The 18,692-nt window shown below is 67.6% G+C and carries 15 protein-coding genes; 6 read left to right on the forward strand and 9 right to left on the reverse strand.

Going from position 1 to position 18,692, the window contains the following annotated elements; translation table 11 throughout:
* Positions 1-84 precede the first annotated feature (84 nt).
* Complete coding sequence (locus JWS13_RS45930; RefSeq protein WP_259375206.1) at positions 85-207, forward strand: hypothetical protein; 123 nt, start codon at positions 85-87, stop codon at positions 205-207.
* A gap of 362 nt (positions 208-569) precedes the next feature.
* Here the strand turns inward: JWS13_RS45930 and JWS13_RS03160 are convergent, their stop codons facing one another.
* The 4 genes from JWS13_RS03160 to JWS13_RS03175 form a co-directional block, all read right to left on the reverse strand.
* The gene (locus tag JWS13_RS03160) at positions 570-1,610 is read right to left on the reverse strand and encodes an ABC transporter ATP-binding protein (protein ID WP_206004442.1); all 1,041 of its coding nucleotides are present in this window, start codon (positions 1,608-1,610) and stop codon (positions 570-572) included.
* Entirely contained in the window at positions 1,607-3,121 is a 1,515-nt protein-coding gene (locus tag JWS13_RS03165) for an ABC transporter permease (protein WP_206004547.1), read from the reverse strand. Before JWS13_RS03165 ends, JWS13_RS03160 begins: the two co-directional genes overlap by 4 nt.
* A 71-nt stretch (positions 3,122-3,192) precedes the next feature.
* Positions 3,193-4,233, reverse strand: coding sequence for an iron ABC transporter substrate-binding protein (locus JWS13_RS03170; protein ID WP_206004443.1), 1,041 nt, complete (start codon positions 4,231-4,233; stop codon positions 3,193-3,195).
* Between the two features lie 463 nt (positions 4,234-4,696).
* On the reverse strand, positions 4,697-7,321 hold the full coding sequence (locus JWS13_RS03175; protein ID WP_206004444.1) for an AMP-binding protein: 2,625 nt from the start codon (positions 7,319-7,321) through the stop codon (positions 4,697-4,699).
* Positions 7,322-8,703: 1,382 nt separating this feature from the next.
* On the opposite strand from JWS13_RS03175, the gene JWS13_RS03180 reads away from it, so the two are divergent.
* Together JWS13_RS03180 and JWS13_RS03185 are read left to right on the forward strand one after the other, a co-directional pair.
* Complete coding sequence (locus JWS13_RS03180; protein ID WP_206004445.1) at positions 8,704-9,060, forward strand: hypothetical protein; 357 nt, start codon at positions 8,704-8,706, stop codon at positions 9,058-9,060.
* 20 nt (positions 9,061-9,080) lie between these two features.
* Complete coding sequence (locus JWS13_RS03185; protein WP_206004446.1) at positions 9,081-11,921, forward strand: FtsW/RodA/SpoVE family cell cycle protein; 2,841 nt, start codon at positions 9,081-9,083, stop codon at positions 11,919-11,921.
* Between the two features lie 209 nt (positions 11,922-12,130).
* Here JWS13_RS03185 and JWS13_RS03190 read toward each other — a convergent pair whose 3' ends face one another.
* Both JWS13_RS03190 and JWS13_RS46350 read right to left on the reverse strand, forming a co-directional pair.
* On the reverse strand, positions 12,131-12,364 hold the full coding sequence (locus JWS13_RS03190; RefSeq protein ID WP_225929749.1) for a hypothetical protein: 234 nt from the start codon (positions 12,362-12,364) through the stop codon (positions 12,131-12,133).
* Between the two features lie 473 nt (positions 12,365-12,837).
* The gene (locus JWS13_RS46350; RefSeq protein ID WP_206004447.1) at positions 12,838-13,107 is read right to left on the reverse strand and encodes a cold shock domain-containing protein; all 270 of its coding nucleotides are present in this window, start codon (positions 13,105-13,107) and stop codon (positions 12,838-12,840) included.
* Between the two features lie 180 nt (positions 13,108-13,287).
* Between JWS13_RS46350 and JWS13_RS03200 the strand changes: the two genes are divergently transcribed.
* The 3 genes from JWS13_RS03200 to JWS13_RS03210 all read left to right on the forward strand — a co-directional run bounded on the left by JWS13_RS03200 (position 13,288) and on the right by JWS13_RS03210 (position 15,614).
* Complete coding sequence (locus tag JWS13_RS03200) at positions 13,288-13,896, forward strand: Clp protease N-terminal domain-containing protein (RefSeq protein WP_241032044.1); 609 nt, start codon at positions 13,288-13,290, stop codon at positions 13,894-13,896.
* Positions 13,897-14,038: 142 nt separating this feature from the next.
* Complete coding sequence (locus tag JWS13_RS03205; RefSeq protein WP_206004449.1) at positions 14,039-14,410, forward strand: hypothetical protein; 372 nt, start codon at positions 14,039-14,041, stop codon at positions 14,408-14,410.
* Positions 14,411-14,945: 535 nt separating this feature from the next.
* Positions 14,946-15,614 carry a M23 family metallopeptidase gene (locus JWS13_RS03210; RefSeq protein WP_206004450.1) on the forward strand — a complete coding sequence of 223 codons (669 nt, stop codon included), beginning with the start codon at positions 14,946-14,948 and terminating at the stop codon, positions 15,612-15,614.
* On the opposite strand, the gene JWS13_RS46355 is transcribed toward JWS13_RS03210, so the two are convergent.
* The 3 genes from JWS13_RS46355 to JWS13_RS03230 all read right to left on the reverse strand — a co-directional run bounded on the left by JWS13_RS46355 (position 15,556) and on the right by JWS13_RS03230 (position 17,769).
* Positions 15,556-16,779 carry an IS3 family transposase gene (locus tag JWS13_RS46355; protein WP_420854986.1) on the reverse strand — a complete coding sequence of 408 codons (1,224 nt, stop codon included), beginning with the start codon at positions 16,777-16,779 and terminating at the stop codon, positions 15,556-15,558. The genes JWS13_RS03210 and JWS13_RS46355 overlap by 59 nt on opposite strands.
* A gap of 232 nt (positions 16,780-17,011) precedes the next feature.
* The gene (locus JWS13_RS03225) at positions 17,012-17,209 is read right to left on the reverse strand and encodes a hypothetical protein (RefSeq protein WP_206004451.1); all 198 of its coding nucleotides are present in this window, start codon (positions 17,207-17,209) and stop codon (positions 17,012-17,014) included.
* Positions 17,210-17,526: 317 nt separating this feature from the next.
* A complete protein-coding gene (locus tag JWS13_RS03230) occupies positions 17,527-17,769 on the reverse strand; it encodes a hypothetical protein (protein ID WP_241032045.1) in 243 nt (80 codons plus the stop codon).
* Between the last annotated feature and the right edge of the window lie 923 nt (positions 17,770-18,692).

Below are 18,692 nucleotides of genomic sequence, written 5' to 3' on the forward strand. Positions count from 1 at the left end.
GCTCCGACGTCCCCGATCTGCAGAAGTTGTTCCAAGACCCACTCGAGGAGGTCGTGGTCCCCGAGGTGGACGCCGACACCACAGATGCGAGCATCCGGCAAGATCACCGGAGTCATCTTCAACGACAACGACATCCGTTCAGACGTCTTCGTGGTCAGGAACCAACCCGTCCAGACCGACGACGCCGAGCAGCTGCTCACCAGGTAGGCCCGGTTCATCTTCGCCACCGACAGCGGTCGATCTCGGCCTGGACCGAGCTGAACCCCGCGGGAGAGCTGGTGCGGCAGGACGGACCCGCCATGGAATGTTAGACAGCAAGGATCAGGCGGAACCGAGGGGCTCTTCGGCGCCCTGCGACCAGCCAGCGTGTGATCACCCGGTCGGACTTGAGGAACATTTGCCACACGGCCGCCCGGCGGACTTCGGCACACCTGGGCCCGAACCCCCGACGGTGAGTGGCCTCGCGCTCGATCCCGGTTCACAGAGGCGCACACAAATTTGGTTGGCATTCCATGCTGAGTTTCCAGCCCGCAGATCCGAAGGTGCACAAGTGACTCTTGGGGAAATTCTCACAGTTCGTATGCCACGGCGTTGCCGAGGACGCGGATGCCGACGCGGTCGCCGGGGGTGAGGGCGGTGGCACCGAAGCGGCGGACGGTGACCCGTTCGGTGACGACGCCGTCCGCGTTGTCGAGGCGTATGCCGAGCAGCATTTCCGACCCGAGGTATTCGACGTCGACGACCGTCCCGGTTACGCCGGCGCCGTCCGTGGTCACCTCGATTTGCTCCGGCCGCAACATCACTCGGGCGCTCCCGCGGACGCCGTTCGGGGCCACGGCCACGTCGCCGAGGGCGCAGCGGGCCCGGCCGCCGTCGACGTGCGCCGACAACACGACGGCGTCACCGATGAACTGTGCGGTGGGGACGTCGATCGGGGTGGAATAGATTTCGCGCGGGGTGCCGATCTGGGCGAGCCGGCCGGCACTCATCACCGCGACCCGGTCGGCGAACGACAGCGCCTCGGGCTGGTCGTGGGTGACGAGGATGGTGGTGATCCCGGCCTTCGCGAGGACGTCGGCGACGATCCTGCGGGTGTTCGTCCGCAGCCCGGCGTCCAGTGCGGAGAACGGCTCGTCGAGCAGCATGAGTTCGGGTTCGCGGGCCAGCGCCCGCGCGAGTGCCACTCGCTGTTGCTGCCCGCCCGACAGTTGGTCGGGTCGGCGGGCCGCGTACGACGGGTCCAGCGACACCATCTCGAGGAGCTCGGCGATCGTCGACGCGGTGCGGGCCCGGCGGGGCAGACCGAACCCGACATTCGCGCCGACAGTGGCGTGCGGGAACAGCGCGCCGTCCTGGGCGACGTACCCCACCGACCGCCGGTGCGCGGGCGTCCAACCGCCGCCCGCGACGACCCGGCCGGCCAGTGCGATGGTGCCGGCATCGGGCTTCTCGAAGCCCGCGATCAGGCGGAGCAACGTGGTCTTGCCGCAACCCGATGGCCCCACGATCGCCGTGGTGGATCCCGCCTCGACGGCGAACGCGACGCGCCGGAGGATCGCCGCGGCGCCGAACGACTTGTCGAGTCCGTCCACTTCGAGTGCGTATGTCATAGTCCCGCTACCTTTTTCGACTGGGAGAAGAGCACGTAGGTCATGGGCAACGACAACACGATCATGATCAGCGCGTACGGTGCGGCGCCGGCGTAGTCGATCTCGCTGCTCAGCGACCAGAACCGCATGGACAGGGTGCGGGTACCGGTGGGCGCGAGCAGGAGGGTGGCGGTCAGCTCGTTGACGACCCCCAGGAACACCAGCGCCCCGCCCGCCGCCGTGGCCGGGGCCGCCAGCCGCAGCGTGACCCGGAAGAAGGCCGACAGCGGCGAGAGCCCCAGCGACTGCGCCGTCTCTTCGAGCCCGACAGGCGCCTGCGCGAGTCCGGCCCGGAGGTTCACCAGGGCACGCGGTAGGAAGAGCAGCGCGTAGCCCGCGATCACGACGGCCACGCTCTGATAGAGCGGGTGGAGGTAGCGGATGGAGACGGTGACCAATGCCAGTGCCACCACGATGCCGGGCAGCGAACTCGAGATGTAGGTGCCGCCCTCGAGGAAGCGGCTGAACCGACCGGTGTGGCGGATCGAGATCCAGGCGATCGGGAAGGCGAGCACACATGTCACGACGGCACCGGCGATGCCGAACCCGAGAGTCTGTACGAGCGCGGACGCGACGGCGTCCCATTCCCAGACCGCGCTCCCGCCGATGACGAGCCACCGCAGGACGCTGACGACCGGGACACCGACGGACGCCGCGATCAGCACCCCGAGGAACGCCAGCACGATCGGCGAGTACCGCCAGCCGAGTTCGGCGGGCACGACCCGGCGGGCCGCACCCGACCCGATCCGGGCGTACCGGGCGCTGCCGCGGACGACCGATTCGATCACCAGCAGGGTCAGGCACAGCAGCACCAGGACACCGGCGAGCATGGTCGCCGCGGTTCCGTTGAACGTCGACTGGTACTGCTCGAAGATCGCCGTCGTGAACGTGTCGAACCGGATGAAGACGAAGGCGCCGTATTCGGCGAGAAGGTGCAGCGACACCAGCAGCGCCCCGCCGGCGATGGCCAGGCGCAGCTGCGGCACCACGACGCGGAAGAACACCGCCCACGGCCCGAGTCCGAGTGCTCGCGCCGATTCCTCGACGGCCGGATCCAGCCGGCGCAGTGTCGCGGCCGCCGGAATGTAGACGAGGGGGAAGTACGAGAGGGTCGCGATGAGGACACCGCCCGACAGCCCGCCGAGGGAGGGAATCGCCGTCACCCAGGAATAACTGTTCACGAACGCCGGAACAGCCAGCGGCGCCGCGAGAAGCACCGCCCACACCTTCGCCCCCGGCGCCCGGGTGCGCTCGACGAGCCAGGCGGCGAGGACGCCGACGATGACGCAGATCGGCACCGTGACCACGACCAACAGCACGGTATTCGACAGCAATTGGCGTACCCGGGGCCGGAACAGCAACGCCGACGCGGTGTCCCAGCCCGTGGCGATGCTCGCCGCGATCACGTAGCCGAGCGGAATGAACGACGCGGCCACCACGATCACCGCGGCGACCGCCAGGGGCAGGGGCAGACCCGGCCCGGCGGTCGGGCGACGCGTCGTGGCCGCGTCTCCCGACCGCGCTCGGCCGATCAGTGTGAGATTCAGAGCAAACCGGCTTCCGTCATGAGCTCGGTGACCTGCGGGCTGTTGAGCTTCGCGGGGTCGACCTGCGGGGCCTGCAGTTCAGCGAGGGGAACCAGCTTCGGATTCGCGGGCACGCCGTTGCCCACCGTGTACTCGAACGACGTCCCCGTCTGCAGAACGTCCTGCCCCTTCTGGCCGGTGACGAACTTCAGGAACTGCTGCGCCGCATCCTGCTTCGTGCTGGACTTCAGGACACCACCACCGGAGACGCTGACGAACGCACCGGGGTCCTCGTTCTTGAAGTAGTGGAGCGCCACATTGTTGCTGTTCTCACCGGTCTTGGCTTGATCACCGAACCAGTAGTAGTGGTAGATGACACCGCCCGGGATCTCACCGGCGTTGACAGCCTTCATCACGGCGCCGTTGCCCTTGTAGGTGCGGACGTTGTCCTTCATCCCGGCCAACCACTGCCGGGTGGCGTCCTCGCCCTTCAGTTCGAGCAGTGCACTGACGATGGCCTGGAAGTCGGCGCCCGACGGGGACGCCGCCCAGCGGTCCTTCCAGGCCGGATCCTGCAGGTCGAGCAGCGACTTCGGCAGCTGGTCCTGGGGCAGCTGGTCCTTGTTGTACGCGAATACGGTGGAGCGGGCCGCGATGCCGGTCCACTTGCCGCTCGACGGCCGGTACTGGCTCGGGACCTGGTCGAGGACGTCCTGGTTCACGTCGGTGAAGAGCCCGGCGTTCTCCACCAGCGTCATGGCCGGGGAGTTCTCGGTGAGGAACACGTCGGCCGGCGACTGGTCGCCCTCGGCCACGAGCTGGTTGCCGAGTTCGGTGTCGCTGCCGTTGCGCAGTTCCACCTCGATGCCGGTCTCCGCGGTGAAGGCGTCGGCCCACTCCTGGGTCAACGATTCGTGCTGCGCGTTGTACACGGTGATCTGGTTGGCGGCGCCCGAGTCGGTCGCGTTGTCCGAACCGGAATCCGAGCACCCCGCCACCGTCAGCACCGCGGCGGTGGCGAGCGCCACCCCCGACATCAGTCCGATCCGCATCCTCATCGTCCGTCCTCCTCGCAGCGGGAACTCTCCCAGCCGTCATTAGGAAAATGATGCTACCCACAGGATTGGCAAACCTAACCATCCGGAATCTGGTGCGCAACAGGCGGGAAGCGTCGGCCCGTCCGGGTGGGGAGGAGGAAGGACCGGATGCGGAGCTGGTGGACGTCCCTGTGTAAGTGGGAATGGGTCGAGCGATCACCACACCGTGACAGCCGATCAATGCCCGAAACCGAACCCCGGCATAGACCGTCGACGGTGCACCGCGAGAGTCACCCAATCAGCGCCCGGTCGGTGTGGATCCATGCTTGCCCGATGGCAGGCGTGGCATACCCCGGAAGTTCATCGAGGGCATGGTGTGGACTTGGCCTCGAGGCCAGAGGTGCTGGATACGGCGTGTGTGGGCAACGATCGGTTCCGACCATGGGATCGTCCCCTGATCGTCGCGCTTCCGACACGCCTGTAATCAATGCGTATGTCGGCGGGCGGGCAATTGTTTCCCTGCGGCGACGGCCTGGTTCGAACCAAACATCGATGCGATCGGGTTCCGGTCCGATTTCGTCCGCACGGCACCGGGCCGTCGGCGCAGGCCGAGTACGAATGTCACCGCTTGCCAGTAGAGGACGCCGACGAGAATCGACAGCACCAGCGCCAACCAGGGATGGTCGTCGCGCAGCGGCAGATACACCTGGAAATGTGTCAGGTAGATGTAGAGGGACGCACTCGCCAACACCCCTGCCACTCGGCTCAGCATCGTGGGGCAGGGGACGGACCGGAACCAGACCAGCAGGCAGAGCCCACCGACGACGATGATTTCCCGCCGGGTCTCGCCGAAGAAGAACCCGGGTACCGTGGCCACGACCACCGCGGTGACGCAGAGTCGATGCCAAATGGTCGTCGACTTGGCGGCTGCCCAGCCGAGGGCGAACAACCAGAAGACCACCGACGCGCTCAGGATGCGATTGCGGCTGTCGTCGACATCGACCAGCCCGTACCGGGTGAGCAGGCCGAGGGCCACGAACCCCATCGCGAACCAGAACGGGTGCCTGCGCTCGATGCGGTCGACGAGCGGTATGGAGAGCACCGCGGCGGCGGCGAGCACGATGTACACGATCGCTTCGACGAACCAGTATCTCCACTCGGCGGACCACCCGTCCGGACCGAGGATTCCGTTGAGCAGGAACGCACTGGTGATCCGGTAGTCCCCGGTGAGGGCGATGACGGACCCGATCCACACCATGCTGGGAACGGCGATCCGGGCGACGCTCCCGAGTGTGTGGCGGACACGGTCGGTCCGCTCGGCTGCGCCGAGGTGGAAGCGTGCGAAGTTGTAGCCCGCGATCCCGAGGAGCACGTGCGCTCCGCCGAGCACCGTGAACAGGTGAATGTGCGAGCCCGCGATCAGCACGATCGCCACCGCGCGGAGCAGAACGTTGGTTTCCACAGTCCGCCACCGACGTCGCGGCCGCGGAGCCGGTGCGAAGTCCCCGACACGGGTGGTGTGCCAGTTCTCGGGGAGGTAGCCGAGCATCTCCTCGAGTCGCAGGGACATCCGCACGTAGGACAGCGAGTCGCCGCCCAGGCTCACGAACGTGCTGTCGTCGGTGACGTGCGTGCAGCGGAGGATGTCGGCATACAACGCCCGTACGGCGTCGGTGTCGGGGTCTGTGGTCGATTGCGCGGCCGGCGGGGGTTCGGACGCGTGTGCCAGCTCGGCGACGGCGCGGAGGTCGGGTTTGCCCGTGGAGGTCCGCGGAAGCTCGTCGACGGGGCACACCCGGATGGCTGCGGCGGGAAGACCCGAGGCCCGGGCGGTCGCGTGCCGGACCGTGTCCACATCGCCGCAGTTCTGGACGGCCACGATCAACTCGTCCGTTCCGCCCGCGCAGCAGGCCGTCAGCCCGTGCTGCGCGAGTGCCGACTCGACGTGCTGCAGGTCGATCCGCAGTCCGAAGACCTTGGCGAATCGGCTGCGGCGACCGACCACCTCGTACAACCCGTCACCCGTCTGCCGGGCGAGGTCACCGGTCCGCAGTTCGCCGCCCAGGGTGTCACCGAGGCGCAGGTCGTCGGGGGTGTGGGCGTAGCCGAGCATCACGTTCGGGCCCGCGTAGATCAGCTCACCGGCGCCGTCCGGGGCGTCGGCGACCGGTTCGAGCCGGAAGGATCCGCCGGGAATCGGCCGGCCGATCGACTGCGGGTCGGTGGCGGCGAGTTCCGGTGGTAGGTACGCCATCCGGGCGGTCGCCTCCGTCTGCCCGTACATGACGAACAAATCCCAGCCCCGCCGTCGACCCAGATCCGCAAAGGCCCGCACCCGGTCCGGTGCCAGCCGCCCGCCGGCCTGCGTGATGTACCGCAGGTCGGGCAGATCCAGTTCGTCGAACCCGATCCGGTCGAGGAGATCGAAGGTGTAGGGCACACCCGCGAAGCTGGTGCCGCGGTGGGCCTTGAAGAGGTCCCAGAACCCGGGGTCGGTGACCGAGTGGGGCGTGAGGATCAGGGCGGCGCCGCGGAGGAGGTGGCTGTGGATGACCGATAACCCGTAGCAGTAGTGCATGGGCAGCGTCGTCACCGCACGGTCGGTGCCCTGGATGTCGAGGTATTCCGCGATCGACTCGGCGTTGGCCTGCACGTTGCGGTGCGAGAGGCGGACGAGTTTCGGTGATCCGGTTGATCCGGAGGTGCTCAGCAGCAGCGCGAGGTCGGGGTGCAGCAGGTGCGCGGAACACTCACGGACCTCCTCGACCACCGTGCGCCCGTCGGCGCTGCGCACCACGACGTCGGGTCGGTACGCGGCGATCAGGGCCTCGAGACTGTCGGGATTGTCGCCCGGTGCCAGCAACACCGGATGCCCGGCGAACAGGGCCGAGAGATAGGTGACGATCAGATCGATCTCGTTGGTGCCGGCGACCAACACCAGACGTCGGGTCCCGCCGAGCCGTGAAGCGCCCCGCTCGACGCGTTCTGCCAGTTCACGGTAGGTCACCGTCTCGCCCGGAGTAATCAGCGCCGGAAAGTCACCGAATCTTCCCAGCTCACGCACGAAGCCCACCGCGGGGCGCTCTACATGGACGGACGAGCTGGACACCGACCGAGTCTATAAGGCATGCCGTACCTAACACGCCCGGTGGGACAGCTAGAGCAGGGGAACTATACCGTTGGTCGCTCAGCGGGGGCGTGGATCCGGAACCGATGCCGGAGCGCCGGACCAAACCCCCTGAGGTCCAGATGGCGGTTTGGGATCAGTCGTGGCCGCCTCCTTCTGCTCGGCCCGACCCGGTGCGGATCGCACCAGCGCCATCGGACGCGAACGCGCCACCAACCCGCTCCCCGGCGAGCCGAGGAGTTGCGGACGGAGCATTCGAGCCGGAGATAGCTGATTGTTCTCGGTAGTTTCGATCGCGCTCTGGCTGTGACTTGACTCAGCTGTCAATAGTCAACTGTGGAGATGGTGGCCTGCGGCCGCGGTACGACCCGACCAGAGCTCGGCAACGCCGTCCGCTCGGTGCGGTTCCGCGGCAAGGGCTCTCACGGATCCAGGATCCGATGGTATGGCTGAAAGCGCGCGGGCATGACCTCGTTCGATTGAGGAAATCGGATGAGGTTTCGGAAGGTGACGAGGAGAGCCATGAAGGGACTCGGTGGTCTCGACGCCGAGGTGGTGGACATCTTGTGGTCCTCACCCGAGCCGATCGGTGCACGGTCTGCTCGGCAGGATCCACGACCGCACGCAGCCCGTGACGAACCGGCTCGGGGATCTAGTATTCGTCCAGGTCCTGCGGTCGGGATGTCCCGCTACCCGTTGATCTGCCCGGCGCTCGATACGGGGTTATCGATGATGACTTCCGGCCCGTCTGGTGCGCGAGATCTTGCGCCAGGTCACCGACCCCTTCGAATGCGGGTGCGGTATTCGCCGCCACGCTCGATCAGCGGATCCGCCGCTCCAGAGTCGTCGGGTGCGAAAAGAGGTTCGGAACCGATCGGAGGGGACCGACTGGGGTCTCTCGGACGTGCGTCGTGCTCCTCGGGTGGGTGCGGTGTTGCGTGCCGGTTCGGTGTTGGTAACCCCGGATCCGCTCCCGCGGAGCGCGGATCGGAGTTAAATGAAGTCGCAGGCGTAGTGGATTTCGACAGCGAGTAAGCCCAACTCAGGGTCCGCCGCCACCCGCTCCGGTCCAGTCGTGACCCGCGCGGACGGCATAGCGTATCGGGTGCGCGATGATCGACGCAGTGACAGGGCTCCACTCGAGGAAGAAGCGAGCGCGTCGAGGCCCGACCGGGCCCGTCCGAACGCGTCGAGCCCGAGGCAGATGGCGGCGGTGTCACGCTCCGGAGCCCGCTCACGGTGACGACGTGGACACCAGCGCAGGCGGCGCTGCCCGTCACCGAGGGAATCGATCAGCTCGACAGGGCGCGCAGCGAGGGCCGTCACCCGATCCGCTAGCGGGGCGATACCGCGACCAGGACCGTGTGGCCGTCTCCGAAACCGCGCAGTTCCCGATCGAGGGCACCGGCAGTGCGACACCCCGGCACGAGGACACCGCCTCGGTGGCGCGCCTGCTTCGCAGTAGCGCGCCGAACTGTCCCTGTTCGGCATGCGCCGGCCGGTTGACCGAATCAGTGTCCGCTGCAACAGATGTCGTCCGAATAGTCGGTACGGGTATTGGCGCTTCGCTGCCTCTTCAGCCGGGCGGGAAAGAGGTGTACGGCATCAGCCGGGCGGATCTGCCGCCCGTTTCCGCACTTGCCGTCGCTGCGGTCACCGGTTCCCCGGCGACGCCCGAGTCGGAGCCGCTGTTGGTGCCGGTCCAGAACGCGGTCTGGTGAGGCGTCGGGGAGGGAAACGCATGGCCGAACGTGGGCGGGAATCGGATCCGTGGATCGTCACCGCGGCTATCACTCTTGTGGTTCTCGGCGTGCTCAACTTGCTCGCTATCGGGATGACGACGAATGCCGTTCGACACGTGCTGTTCGCGGCAGCCGGTCTCGCCCTGATGTGGTGGGTCTCTCGCCTGCGAATGGGTGACCTCCGCGCCTTCGGGTGGGTGGTGTTCACGGTGGCCACCGTGATGTTGGCGGCGGTGCCGCTCGCCGGGGTCGCAACCAAAGGCGCCCAGCGCTGGTTGGACTTCGGCGTGTTCACCGTCCAGCCGTCCGAACTCGCCAAGCTCGGTCTGATCCTGGTTCCGGCCGGCATCCTGGCCGGCGGATTCACCTTCGGCCGGTTCGTGGCAGCCCTGGCGGCGGCGGGCGTGCCGATCGCGCTGGTCGCGCTGCAACCGGACCTGTCGACTGCCGTGGTACTCGTCGCGACCGTCATGGTCATGCTCATCCTGGCCAGGGTGCCGCTGCTGCCCCTGCTTCCGTTGCTCGCGGTGGGTATCGCGTCGTTGCCCCTCGCCGTTCTCTTCCTCCGCCCCTATCAACTCGAACGCGTACAGGTGTTCTTGTCCAGCAGTGCCGACCCGAGCGGGGCGGGATGGGCGGCGCGGCAGGCGGACATCGCGATCGGCAGCGGCGGGTGGTGGGGTCTGGCACGGGACCCGCTCTACGACGTGCGAGCCGACTACCTTCCCGAAGCGGAGCACGATCTCGCGTTTGCCAGCCTGGTCTACGGGTGGGGGCTGTTCGCCGGCCTGGCGGTGGTGGTGGCCACCTCGGTGATCGTGTGGCGGGCGGTTCTCGCCGCCCGCACGGCCAGGACCCGGGAGGCGGCCCTCGTCGCGGCGGGTATCGGCGGGTTGTTCGGGATTCACGCTCTGGTATCGGTCGGTGCGAGTCTGTCCCTCTTGCCGCATACCGGGATGCCGATTCCGCTGTTCAGCTACGGGGGTACCGCCGCCCTCGCCGGGTTCGTCGGTGTCGGACTGGTGCTCGCGGTGCGTCGTGACGGTGTCGCGCGACCGCTGTGGGCTCCGGAGCCGAAACGGCGCCGTCACCACCGACCCAGAGCAGTCTCGGCCGGCGCCATGACGGTCACCGCCTCACTCATGGTGATGTCGGTGGTCACCTGGCAGCTGCAGCACGACCGCGGCCCGGAGCTCCGCACGATGGGCGAGGCACAGATGACGCGCTGTATCCGGCTGCCCGCAGAGCGCGGTCTCATCCTCGACCGCAACGGCGTGCCGCTCGCGGTGAACGCCGCCGAGTACGCCGTTGCGGTGGTGTCCGGGATATTCGACGAGAACGACGCGGCCTCGCGCGGTCGACTTGCCGCGTTGCTGGGTAGCTCACCGGACGAGCTGACCGAGGTGTTGCGTGGGCGTGGTGAGGGGGAGCCGCAGATCGCTGTCGGCAGGGTCACGCCCGACCAGGCTCGGCGGATCGTGGATGCCCGGCTCCCCGGGATGCTCGTCGTTCCGTCCGGTCGCCGGAGTTATCCGTACGGCGCGATGCTCGCGTCGGTGCTCGGCCACGTCGGGGTCGCCGACCAGCAGGACATGGAACGGTGGCCGCACCTGGCGCTGGGATCCCGCGTCGGTAAGGCGGGGCTCGAGAAGCAGTACGACGCGTTGTTACGGGGCAGCGACGGCAAGCAGTGCCTGTACGTCGATCCGGCCGGACGTCTGGTCGCCACCGGTGAGCGGGTGGACCCGCTGCGCGGCCACGACCTGCGGTTGAACCTCGACATCGGCCTGCAAGACCTGGCCACCACCGCGCTGACCGAAGCGATCCGGACCAGCCGGGGCGACCTGGGCGCTGCGATCGTGATGGACGCGCGCACCGGGGCGGTGCTGGCCCTCGCCAGTGTCCCGGGAGCCGACAACAACGTCTACGGGCCCCCGGCCGACGTCGTCGCGCTGGCGGCGCAGGCCCAGACACCCGGTCCGAGTCCGTTGGTCAACAACGTCACCCAGACCGCCGTGCCGCCCGGGTCGACCTTCAAGATCGTCGTCGCCGCCGCGAACGCCGAATATCCGGTCCTGGCGCCGGACGCAGTGATCGAAACCGGCGCGGCTTACACCTACGGTGGGCACACCTTCCGGAACTGGCAGCCGATGGGACCACACAATCTGCTCCAGGCGATCCAGCGGTCCGACAACGTCTACTTCTACAAGCTCGGTGAACTCCTGGGCCCGGAGAAGATGGCGGACGTCGCGGACCAACTCGGCGCCGGCCGACGATCGGGGATCGACCTGCCCGGTGAGGCCGAGGGATTCCTGGGCACCCCGGCGAACGTCGGAAGCATCGGGGCCACCTGGTATCCGGGCTCCACCCTGCTGATGGGCATCGGGCAGGGCACCGTCAGCGCGACCCCTCTGCAGGTGGCGCGCTGGACCGCGGGTATCGCCACCGGCGCGATGGTCACCCCCCAGCTCGCGGCGGCGTACGGGCCGACGGCCGAGATCCCAATTCCCACCGCACAACCGCTTCGGCTGCCCTTCGCGGACCGACTCGACCCCGTCCGCGCGGGGATGCGGGCGTCCGCTTCGGCCGGCACCGCCGGGCAACTCGCCGACCTGCCGGTGCCCGCCGCCGCCAAGACGGGCACGGCGGAGGATCCGTCGGCGCCCGGGGAGGGTCTCAATGCCTGGTTCTCCGCGATCGCGCCCTTCGAAGCGCCCGAGATTGTGGTGTCGGTGTTGGTCCGTGGCGGTGGGTTCGGATCGGCGACGTCCGGGCCCGTGGTGAAGAAACTCCTCGAGCGCTACTTCCCGCGGCCGCCTGGCGTGGTGCCGAATCGGTGACAAGCGCGCCCGGGCAGCGCGGACGACTTCCGGCGGGGGCGAAGGCAACGTCCCCGGCCAGCTTCCGACGCCGACACCGTCCCACTCGGCGCACCCGCCAACGGCCGTCAGCGGACCGCCCCAAGTCAGCCCAGCAGCTCCGCCAAACTGAACTGCGAGCGGCCAACTCCTGACGGAGCGTTGCCACCCTTTGAGGTGTTGAGGTCGATTTACGAGGTGGTGGCGTTGATGACCTCGAACACCGCGGGCGTGGGTATCTCCTGAGGGAGCTTCGGACGAATGTTCTCGTCGAAGAAGGCGTCGTGATCCGCCTGGGTTTCCCAGATCTCGGAGACGGTGAGGCCGTCTCCTTCGAGAAATGCGTAGTGCGCGATGAATCCCTTGGCTGATCGGAGATCACCCAAGGTGACGTCGGCGATCGCCGAGTACTGATCTGCGGTCATACCCGGTGCGTGGTGACGAACTACGACAGACATGCTGCTGCCCTTTCCGAACGGTTGTTCAGGGCCGGAGAGGCCCACGGAAGTTCTGGAACGTGACGCGCCTCATATTACGGGGCGCGGTTGTGTTCGTCTCTTACGTCGGCCTGGGTGCATCTCCGCAGTACCCGCAAAAAAATGGCCCCGCCATCAACCAAATCGCCCGGCGTGCTCGAGGATCTTCAGCTTCCGACTCGGCGCCGAGACAGACGAGGGCTGACAGCCGCCCGGTGCGAGGGGGGCGAACGGCGGGAGCGGAAGACCGGTCAGCCAATGCAACGACGCAGGAGGGCACTTCGTCATCCCCACCACTAACTGATCGGCGTCCACCGGCGCGTCCCCCGTTCGGGTTGCATTGATCGACAAGGTGATCCAGTCCTCGATGCTCTGAAGGACAGCTGCACCGAAGAGGGTTGTCATCGATGAATTTCAATCCCTCACCGAATCTGTGGATCTCGTCGGTGCGCGGCTCCGCTGTTGACGTGGGCCGTGAAGCCGCCGGCGCGCACCCTGAGGATCGAGCGAACCCAGTTTCCATCCCAGTAGTCCGTGGCCTCAGGATGCGAGCGGCTGTGCACCACGATTGCGAGATGGTCGACATCGACAGAGCCGACGACGAGGCTGGGTGTCCAGTGGACGAAGAGGTCGGCGCCGCCGTCATCGGGCTTGATGAATCCGAAGCGCTTCTCGCCGTTGAACCACTTCACGACGCTCCGCGCGGTGCCGACAACTCCCTGCAACTCCCGGGCCGAAGACCTCAGGCCGAAAGACCCGGTTCGAATTTGCTCCTGCCCACCTCGGGTTCCGGCACGCTCGAGCCTGCAGTTGGTGTAGACAACGGGTACATGGGGTACCGCATGCTGCGGCCAAACCCGATGGAAGCAAAGGTGTTCGAGAGGTTTACCGACCAGGCGCGGCGCACCGTCGTCCTGGCTTCCGAGGCGGCCCGGGCCCACAACCACGACCATCTCGGAACCGAGCACATCCTGCTGGGCCTGATCCGCGAACGTGACGGCGCAGCGGCGAGATCACTGGAATCGTTCGGCGTGTCGGCGGCCGTCCTCGGCGGCCGACTCACCACCGGTCAAGGCGCGCAAGCCCGATCCGGGCACATCCCGTTCACCCGGCACGCCAAGCAGATCCTCGAACAGAGCATGCGCGAAACTTCGCTGCTCGGCCACGAGCGCATCGGCACCGAACAGATCCTCCTCGCCCTCATCGACGACGACCGCGAATCCACCGGCGCACGGTTGCTCGGCGACGTCCTACCGGTGGACTTCGACCAACTGCGTCAGCACATCCTCCGGCAAGTCACCGAGCACCGCCTCACCGCAGAGCTGGGGTTGGGGCCGACACACGTCACCACCGTCAGGTTGACCGACGCAGAACATGCGTTGTGCGTGGCCGCGGCCGCCAAGGCCGGCCAACCTATCGACACGTGGATGCGAGACCGGATCCTTGACGCGGCACGTGCCAGCGGCGCGAGTCCCGAATAGGGGCCTCTGCCTCGGGCGCCACCCGAGCGCCCGGACCCGCTGCGGGTCCTCGGCACTGCTCCCACCGTGGTGAGGCCGCCCCTTCGGGGCCGGGCCCCGTGAACAGCGTCACCACGGCCCGTGCCGGCGTTACGATCGGACCATGGGACCGGGCGCCGTGGCGCGAACGCTGATACGGGCCGCCTACCGGCTCGTGCGTTTCCCGTTCCACCTGGTCGACGACGTGGTGCTGCCGGTGATCTTCGACGAGCAGGTGCCGGTGCGGCGGGCGTACGGGCAGTTCCTCCGCGCCTGCGACGGTGCCGCGGCATACCTGACCGCCGACGACACGGCGGCGGTCCGTGCCCCCTTCCTCCGTCGACGCAGCGCCGCCTTCCGAGACGCGATCGCCCGCCACCCGAGTAGCATCCACACCGAATCCGAAGTCGTGATGGAGCACCACCGGGCACGCTTTCGAGAACGCCGCCGCGCTACCTACCCACCCGGCAACTCGACGACCCTCCCGCCCCGGTAACAGCGCCCAGGGCTGAGGCGTGACGGAAATTCGTTTTCCGTCACCAGCGCTGAACAGCGGCTACGCGCGGTGCGCCGGGGCCGTGGTGACCGATCGTCGCGCCGGGCTTTCTCCCGTCCGAGTATCCAGCTGGACGGGACAGAAGTTTGTGGCGTCCGTCACATTCGCCGAGGTCGGCGGCGCGTCCGCTTGCGGCGGGCCGTGAGGCGGTCGGAGCCGTGTCGCGGGATGTCGTCGCGTCGGCCCCCGCACGCGCTCGCCGGCCCCGCAAATGACGAGGTCACTGCCGCTTTCCTTGGTCTTTGCGCGGTGCCGCTCGATGGGCCGCCTGGGGCGGTGATCCCGGCGTCGTTACCTGTCTGTATTGGAGTATTAGGCCCCTGACGTGGGCGTATGCGAGCAAGATCATGTTTGTATATCGATTGGGTCACGATGGCGAAGTCGATACCGTTTTGTTACTTTCCTTCTCGACGGGGGTCCGACACCGCGAATCTCACGAGCGCGGGCCTAGCCAACACAGACGAGGTAAGACACTGTGGCGAAACACCGCAGGACGGTAAATCGTTCTCATTCCATCACCGGCCGACTGAAGATCGCGACCGTTGCCGCGGCAACCGGGGCCATCCTGATCGGCGGCGCGCAGTTCGGCGCCGCGACCGCGGGCGCCCGCCCGCTCGAGATCCCGCCGGGCCTACTGCCCGCCGGTGTTCAGCTGCCGGCGATCGAGCTGCCCGACATGCCGGCCGCGCCGCCCGCGCCCGGCGCCGGGCCGGTCAACCCGGGCACCCCCGCTCCGCTCAAGGCCCGCACCGTGCAGCCGGTGTCCGGCACGCTGTCCTCCGGCTACGGCCCCCGCTGGGGCGCACGCCACGGCGGCATCGACATCGCGGCCCCGATCGGCACCCCGATCCAGTCCGCGGCCGACGGTGAGGTCATCTCCGCGGGCCCGGCCTCCGGGTTCGGGCTGTGGGTGCGGGTGCGTCACGACGACGGCGCCGTCAGCGTCTACGGCCACATCAACGAGTTCATCGTCAACGTCGGCCAGCGGGTCGCGGCGGGTCAGCAGATCGCCACCGTCGGCAACCGGGGTCAGTCGACCGGTCCGCACCTGCACTTCGAGGTGTCGGACGCAGGCGGCAACCAGCTCAACCCGAGTCAGTGGCTGCGCGACCGCGGCGTCTCGGCGACCTGGGGAGCCGACTAGAACTCGTCCTGGCGGTAGCCAGATCCATACGATGCGGGGCACGGCAGGCGGCGTCCCGCATGCGGTTCCGGCCTGCGGGTCCGTGACAACGGGAGCCGACGCGCGACCGACACGATCCTTCCCGCCGCGGAGCCGACGCTGCGCCTGCTGCAAGGGTCCGCAAGCAGCTGCCGGTGTTCCTGCCCGAGCTGGTGTCGCACGCGGTGATCGAAACGATCCTCGAGCTCGCCCAGTGGACACGGTCCTGGTGCAACATCCAGCCGTGGCAGGTCGCGATCACCGAGGGCGCCGGCGCCACCGATCGGATCGGTTCCGGGAGGCCTGGCCGCCTACGTCCGGTCCCACCGCGCGAGCCCGATCTGCCTTTCCCCGTCGAGTTCGGGGTGTGTATCGCGCCGCGGGCTCGAGTGCGCGTTGCAGCTCTACCCCACCATGGGCATCGGGGGTGACCGCGCGGCCTCCGCCAGCAGAGATGCGGAACCTCGACCTCTTCGGCGCCCGCACGTGGCCGCGGTCGCCGGCAGCGCGCCGTACGTGCGCGAGTTCTGTGGTCGCCTGAGAGTCGGAAAGTGGTGTGTTCCATCTCATTCGGATATGTCGACCGAGACCACCCCGCGAAATGCGCCCGGGCGGCGCGAGGACCGGTTGAACGTGGTTTGCGCCCCGCGTTCCGCAATGGTGCACCAGTGCCGAAAGATCCTGGTAGCTGTGGATGCGGGGCCAGATTCCCATCGTCGGCAATTTGAATTTGCCAGCCGATGACCCGTCGAGAAAACACATCGAGCACGGCCGCCGGCCGCATCAACGAACCCGGAGAGCGTTCGTCAGTACGTGATGTCGGCGACCCACGACCTGTTCGGTCGATCGGCGCGGAACATCGGCTGACCAGGTCGCCGGGTTGGTGCTGCGGCGGTGCCAGCCGGGTGTTAAGAGGCCCCGGCCGGCGGGAGATCCCGCGCTGACCAGCTGAGCGCATCAACCGTTCGACGGTGCACCGAGCCACCGGCACACCCTCTCGCTGTGGGGTCGCGTGCACCTTGCGAACGCCGTAGACCCAGTAGTTGTCGCGGTGAGTACGGACGATCCGTTCGGTGAGCTCGGCGTCACGGATCGTGCGGTGGGACGGCGGCCGTTTCTTCGCTGCGTAGTACCCGAGACCCAGCATGCGATGCCTGCCTGCCGGAGGACCTCGATGATCGGTTAGTCACCGTAGTGGGACTTATGATTGTCGATGTGGTCCACGATCGCGGGTGTGGACGGTCGATTTCGGCCGCGAAGAAAGCCGACGCGCTCTTCAAAATTGATTTGGCCCTGCGTAGCTCGCGGTTCTCTCGGTTGAGTGCAGCGATCCGCGCGGCCTCATCGGTGCGCACCCCGCGGCGTGGCCGTCGTCGATCTCACCCCTGGCGCATCCAAGTGCGCTGCCCTTCGGGGTGCACGTCCGACTGGTCGGCGATCCGCTTGATCGCGCACTGGCTGCCGGGTCCTGCCGCGACTCGATCGCCGTCCTCGTCGCCGTTCCTGCAACTCGTCCGGGGACACCGAGCCGCGGTACTGGCTCGGCGTACCGCCACCACCTTCTTCGGTGCAACCATGACTTTCCTTCCGTGGAATGGAAGACTCAACCAGAGTCGGGGCGCCGCAACACATCCTTGTGACTCGGTGTGCCCATGTTGGCGGGTGCTGCCGCTTCGGCTATCTGAACGACCTCGACGTGTACCTCACGCCGAAGCGCCCGATGTCCCGATCCGTCGGTGGGCTGCCCTGCACCTGGCCGTGCTCGCTTCCTGAGTGCGCGAGGCTGCGGCGTCTGGGTGCCTGCGTGTGTCTTCCGCGGAGCGGATCATGTTCCCGGCGTTCGACGAGGGTGGGGTGTGTGGATTCGGTGGGCCCCGGGGATCACGGTGAGTGTTCAGTCGCGGCGTTCGGTGAGGGCGCGGTGTAGGTGCTGTGTCCAGTGGCGGCGTTCGTCGCTACTGTGTTCGTGGGTGATCGTGATTCGCCTGGTCCACCTTTCGGGTATCCCGCGGTCGTTGATCGACAGCCCGATGGCCACCCGAAGTTCGAGATCGGGCGCTCCGGTGACGACGATGCGGCCGGGTTCGCCGCCCATCTCCATCCGGGCTCCGAGCACCGCGGCGACCACTTCGGCCACCGAGCACGGACTGCGCCCCGACCACGTCGATGTAGTCGACTTCGGTCATCTCGGTCCTCCATTGCGTGCTGGCGGGGCCGTAAATCGCCGGCACCGTCGACCGAATCACATCACGGATGTCGGTCGGCGGCTCGAGTGGCACCGGCGGCCAGTGCATCGGCGGGAAGGTACGGTCGAGTATTTCCGTCCGCCGGCCGAACCGGCGTTGGTTCGGGTGCACGCGCCCTCCCACTACCGCGTGCGGCCGAGCGCACGGTGCGTTGCGTGCACGCGAGGTGCGGCGCGTGGGGGCGCCGACGGCCCGCCGATGAGGGTCGGACCTGGTCGGTCAGCTGGTGGGTGGGCGGCCCTCCAGCTTCCCGGAGATCGCAGCGGAATGGGATGACGAGGAGAACGGTTCTCTGACAACGGATCAGGCCTCGCCCGGAAGCAACAAGAAGTCCCATTTTGAAGTGCCTGAAGGCTGGGCACCCGTGGGAGGCCGTGATCGACAGTCGTACACGTCAAGTCACGGCTGCTCCGTGTGTTCCGGGAGGCAGGTGCTGGCGGCCACCCGTCCGGCGATGTCGTTGAGGGTGATCATGACGGCGGCGAAGACGGTGTCGGGGCCAGGACGCCCTCTGCGGTCCGCCGGAGATCATCAACGTGACGCCATCTGCATTCTCAGCGACGGCGAACAGGTGTATGCGCCGACTCTGACCACACCCCTGACGGTGTCTCCGAGTCCGACGTCCCAGTAACGATCGATATCTTCAGTCCCTCTCCCGCCATCCGTCATGTAGACGACGGGGCGATTCACGGGTGGATACTGCGTGGTGGACAGGTTACGGTCACCGAGATCCACGACGCAGACGCCGCGACCGATGCCACTGACACTTCCTGGTCTCACAACTGACACGCCATCTGCAGATACGGATCAATTT

This window comes from Rhodococcus pseudokoreensis, assembly GCF_017068395.1.
GTDB lineage: Bacteria > Actinomycetota > Actinomycetes > Mycobacteriales > Mycobacteriaceae > Rhodococcus_F > Rhodococcus_F pseudokoreensis.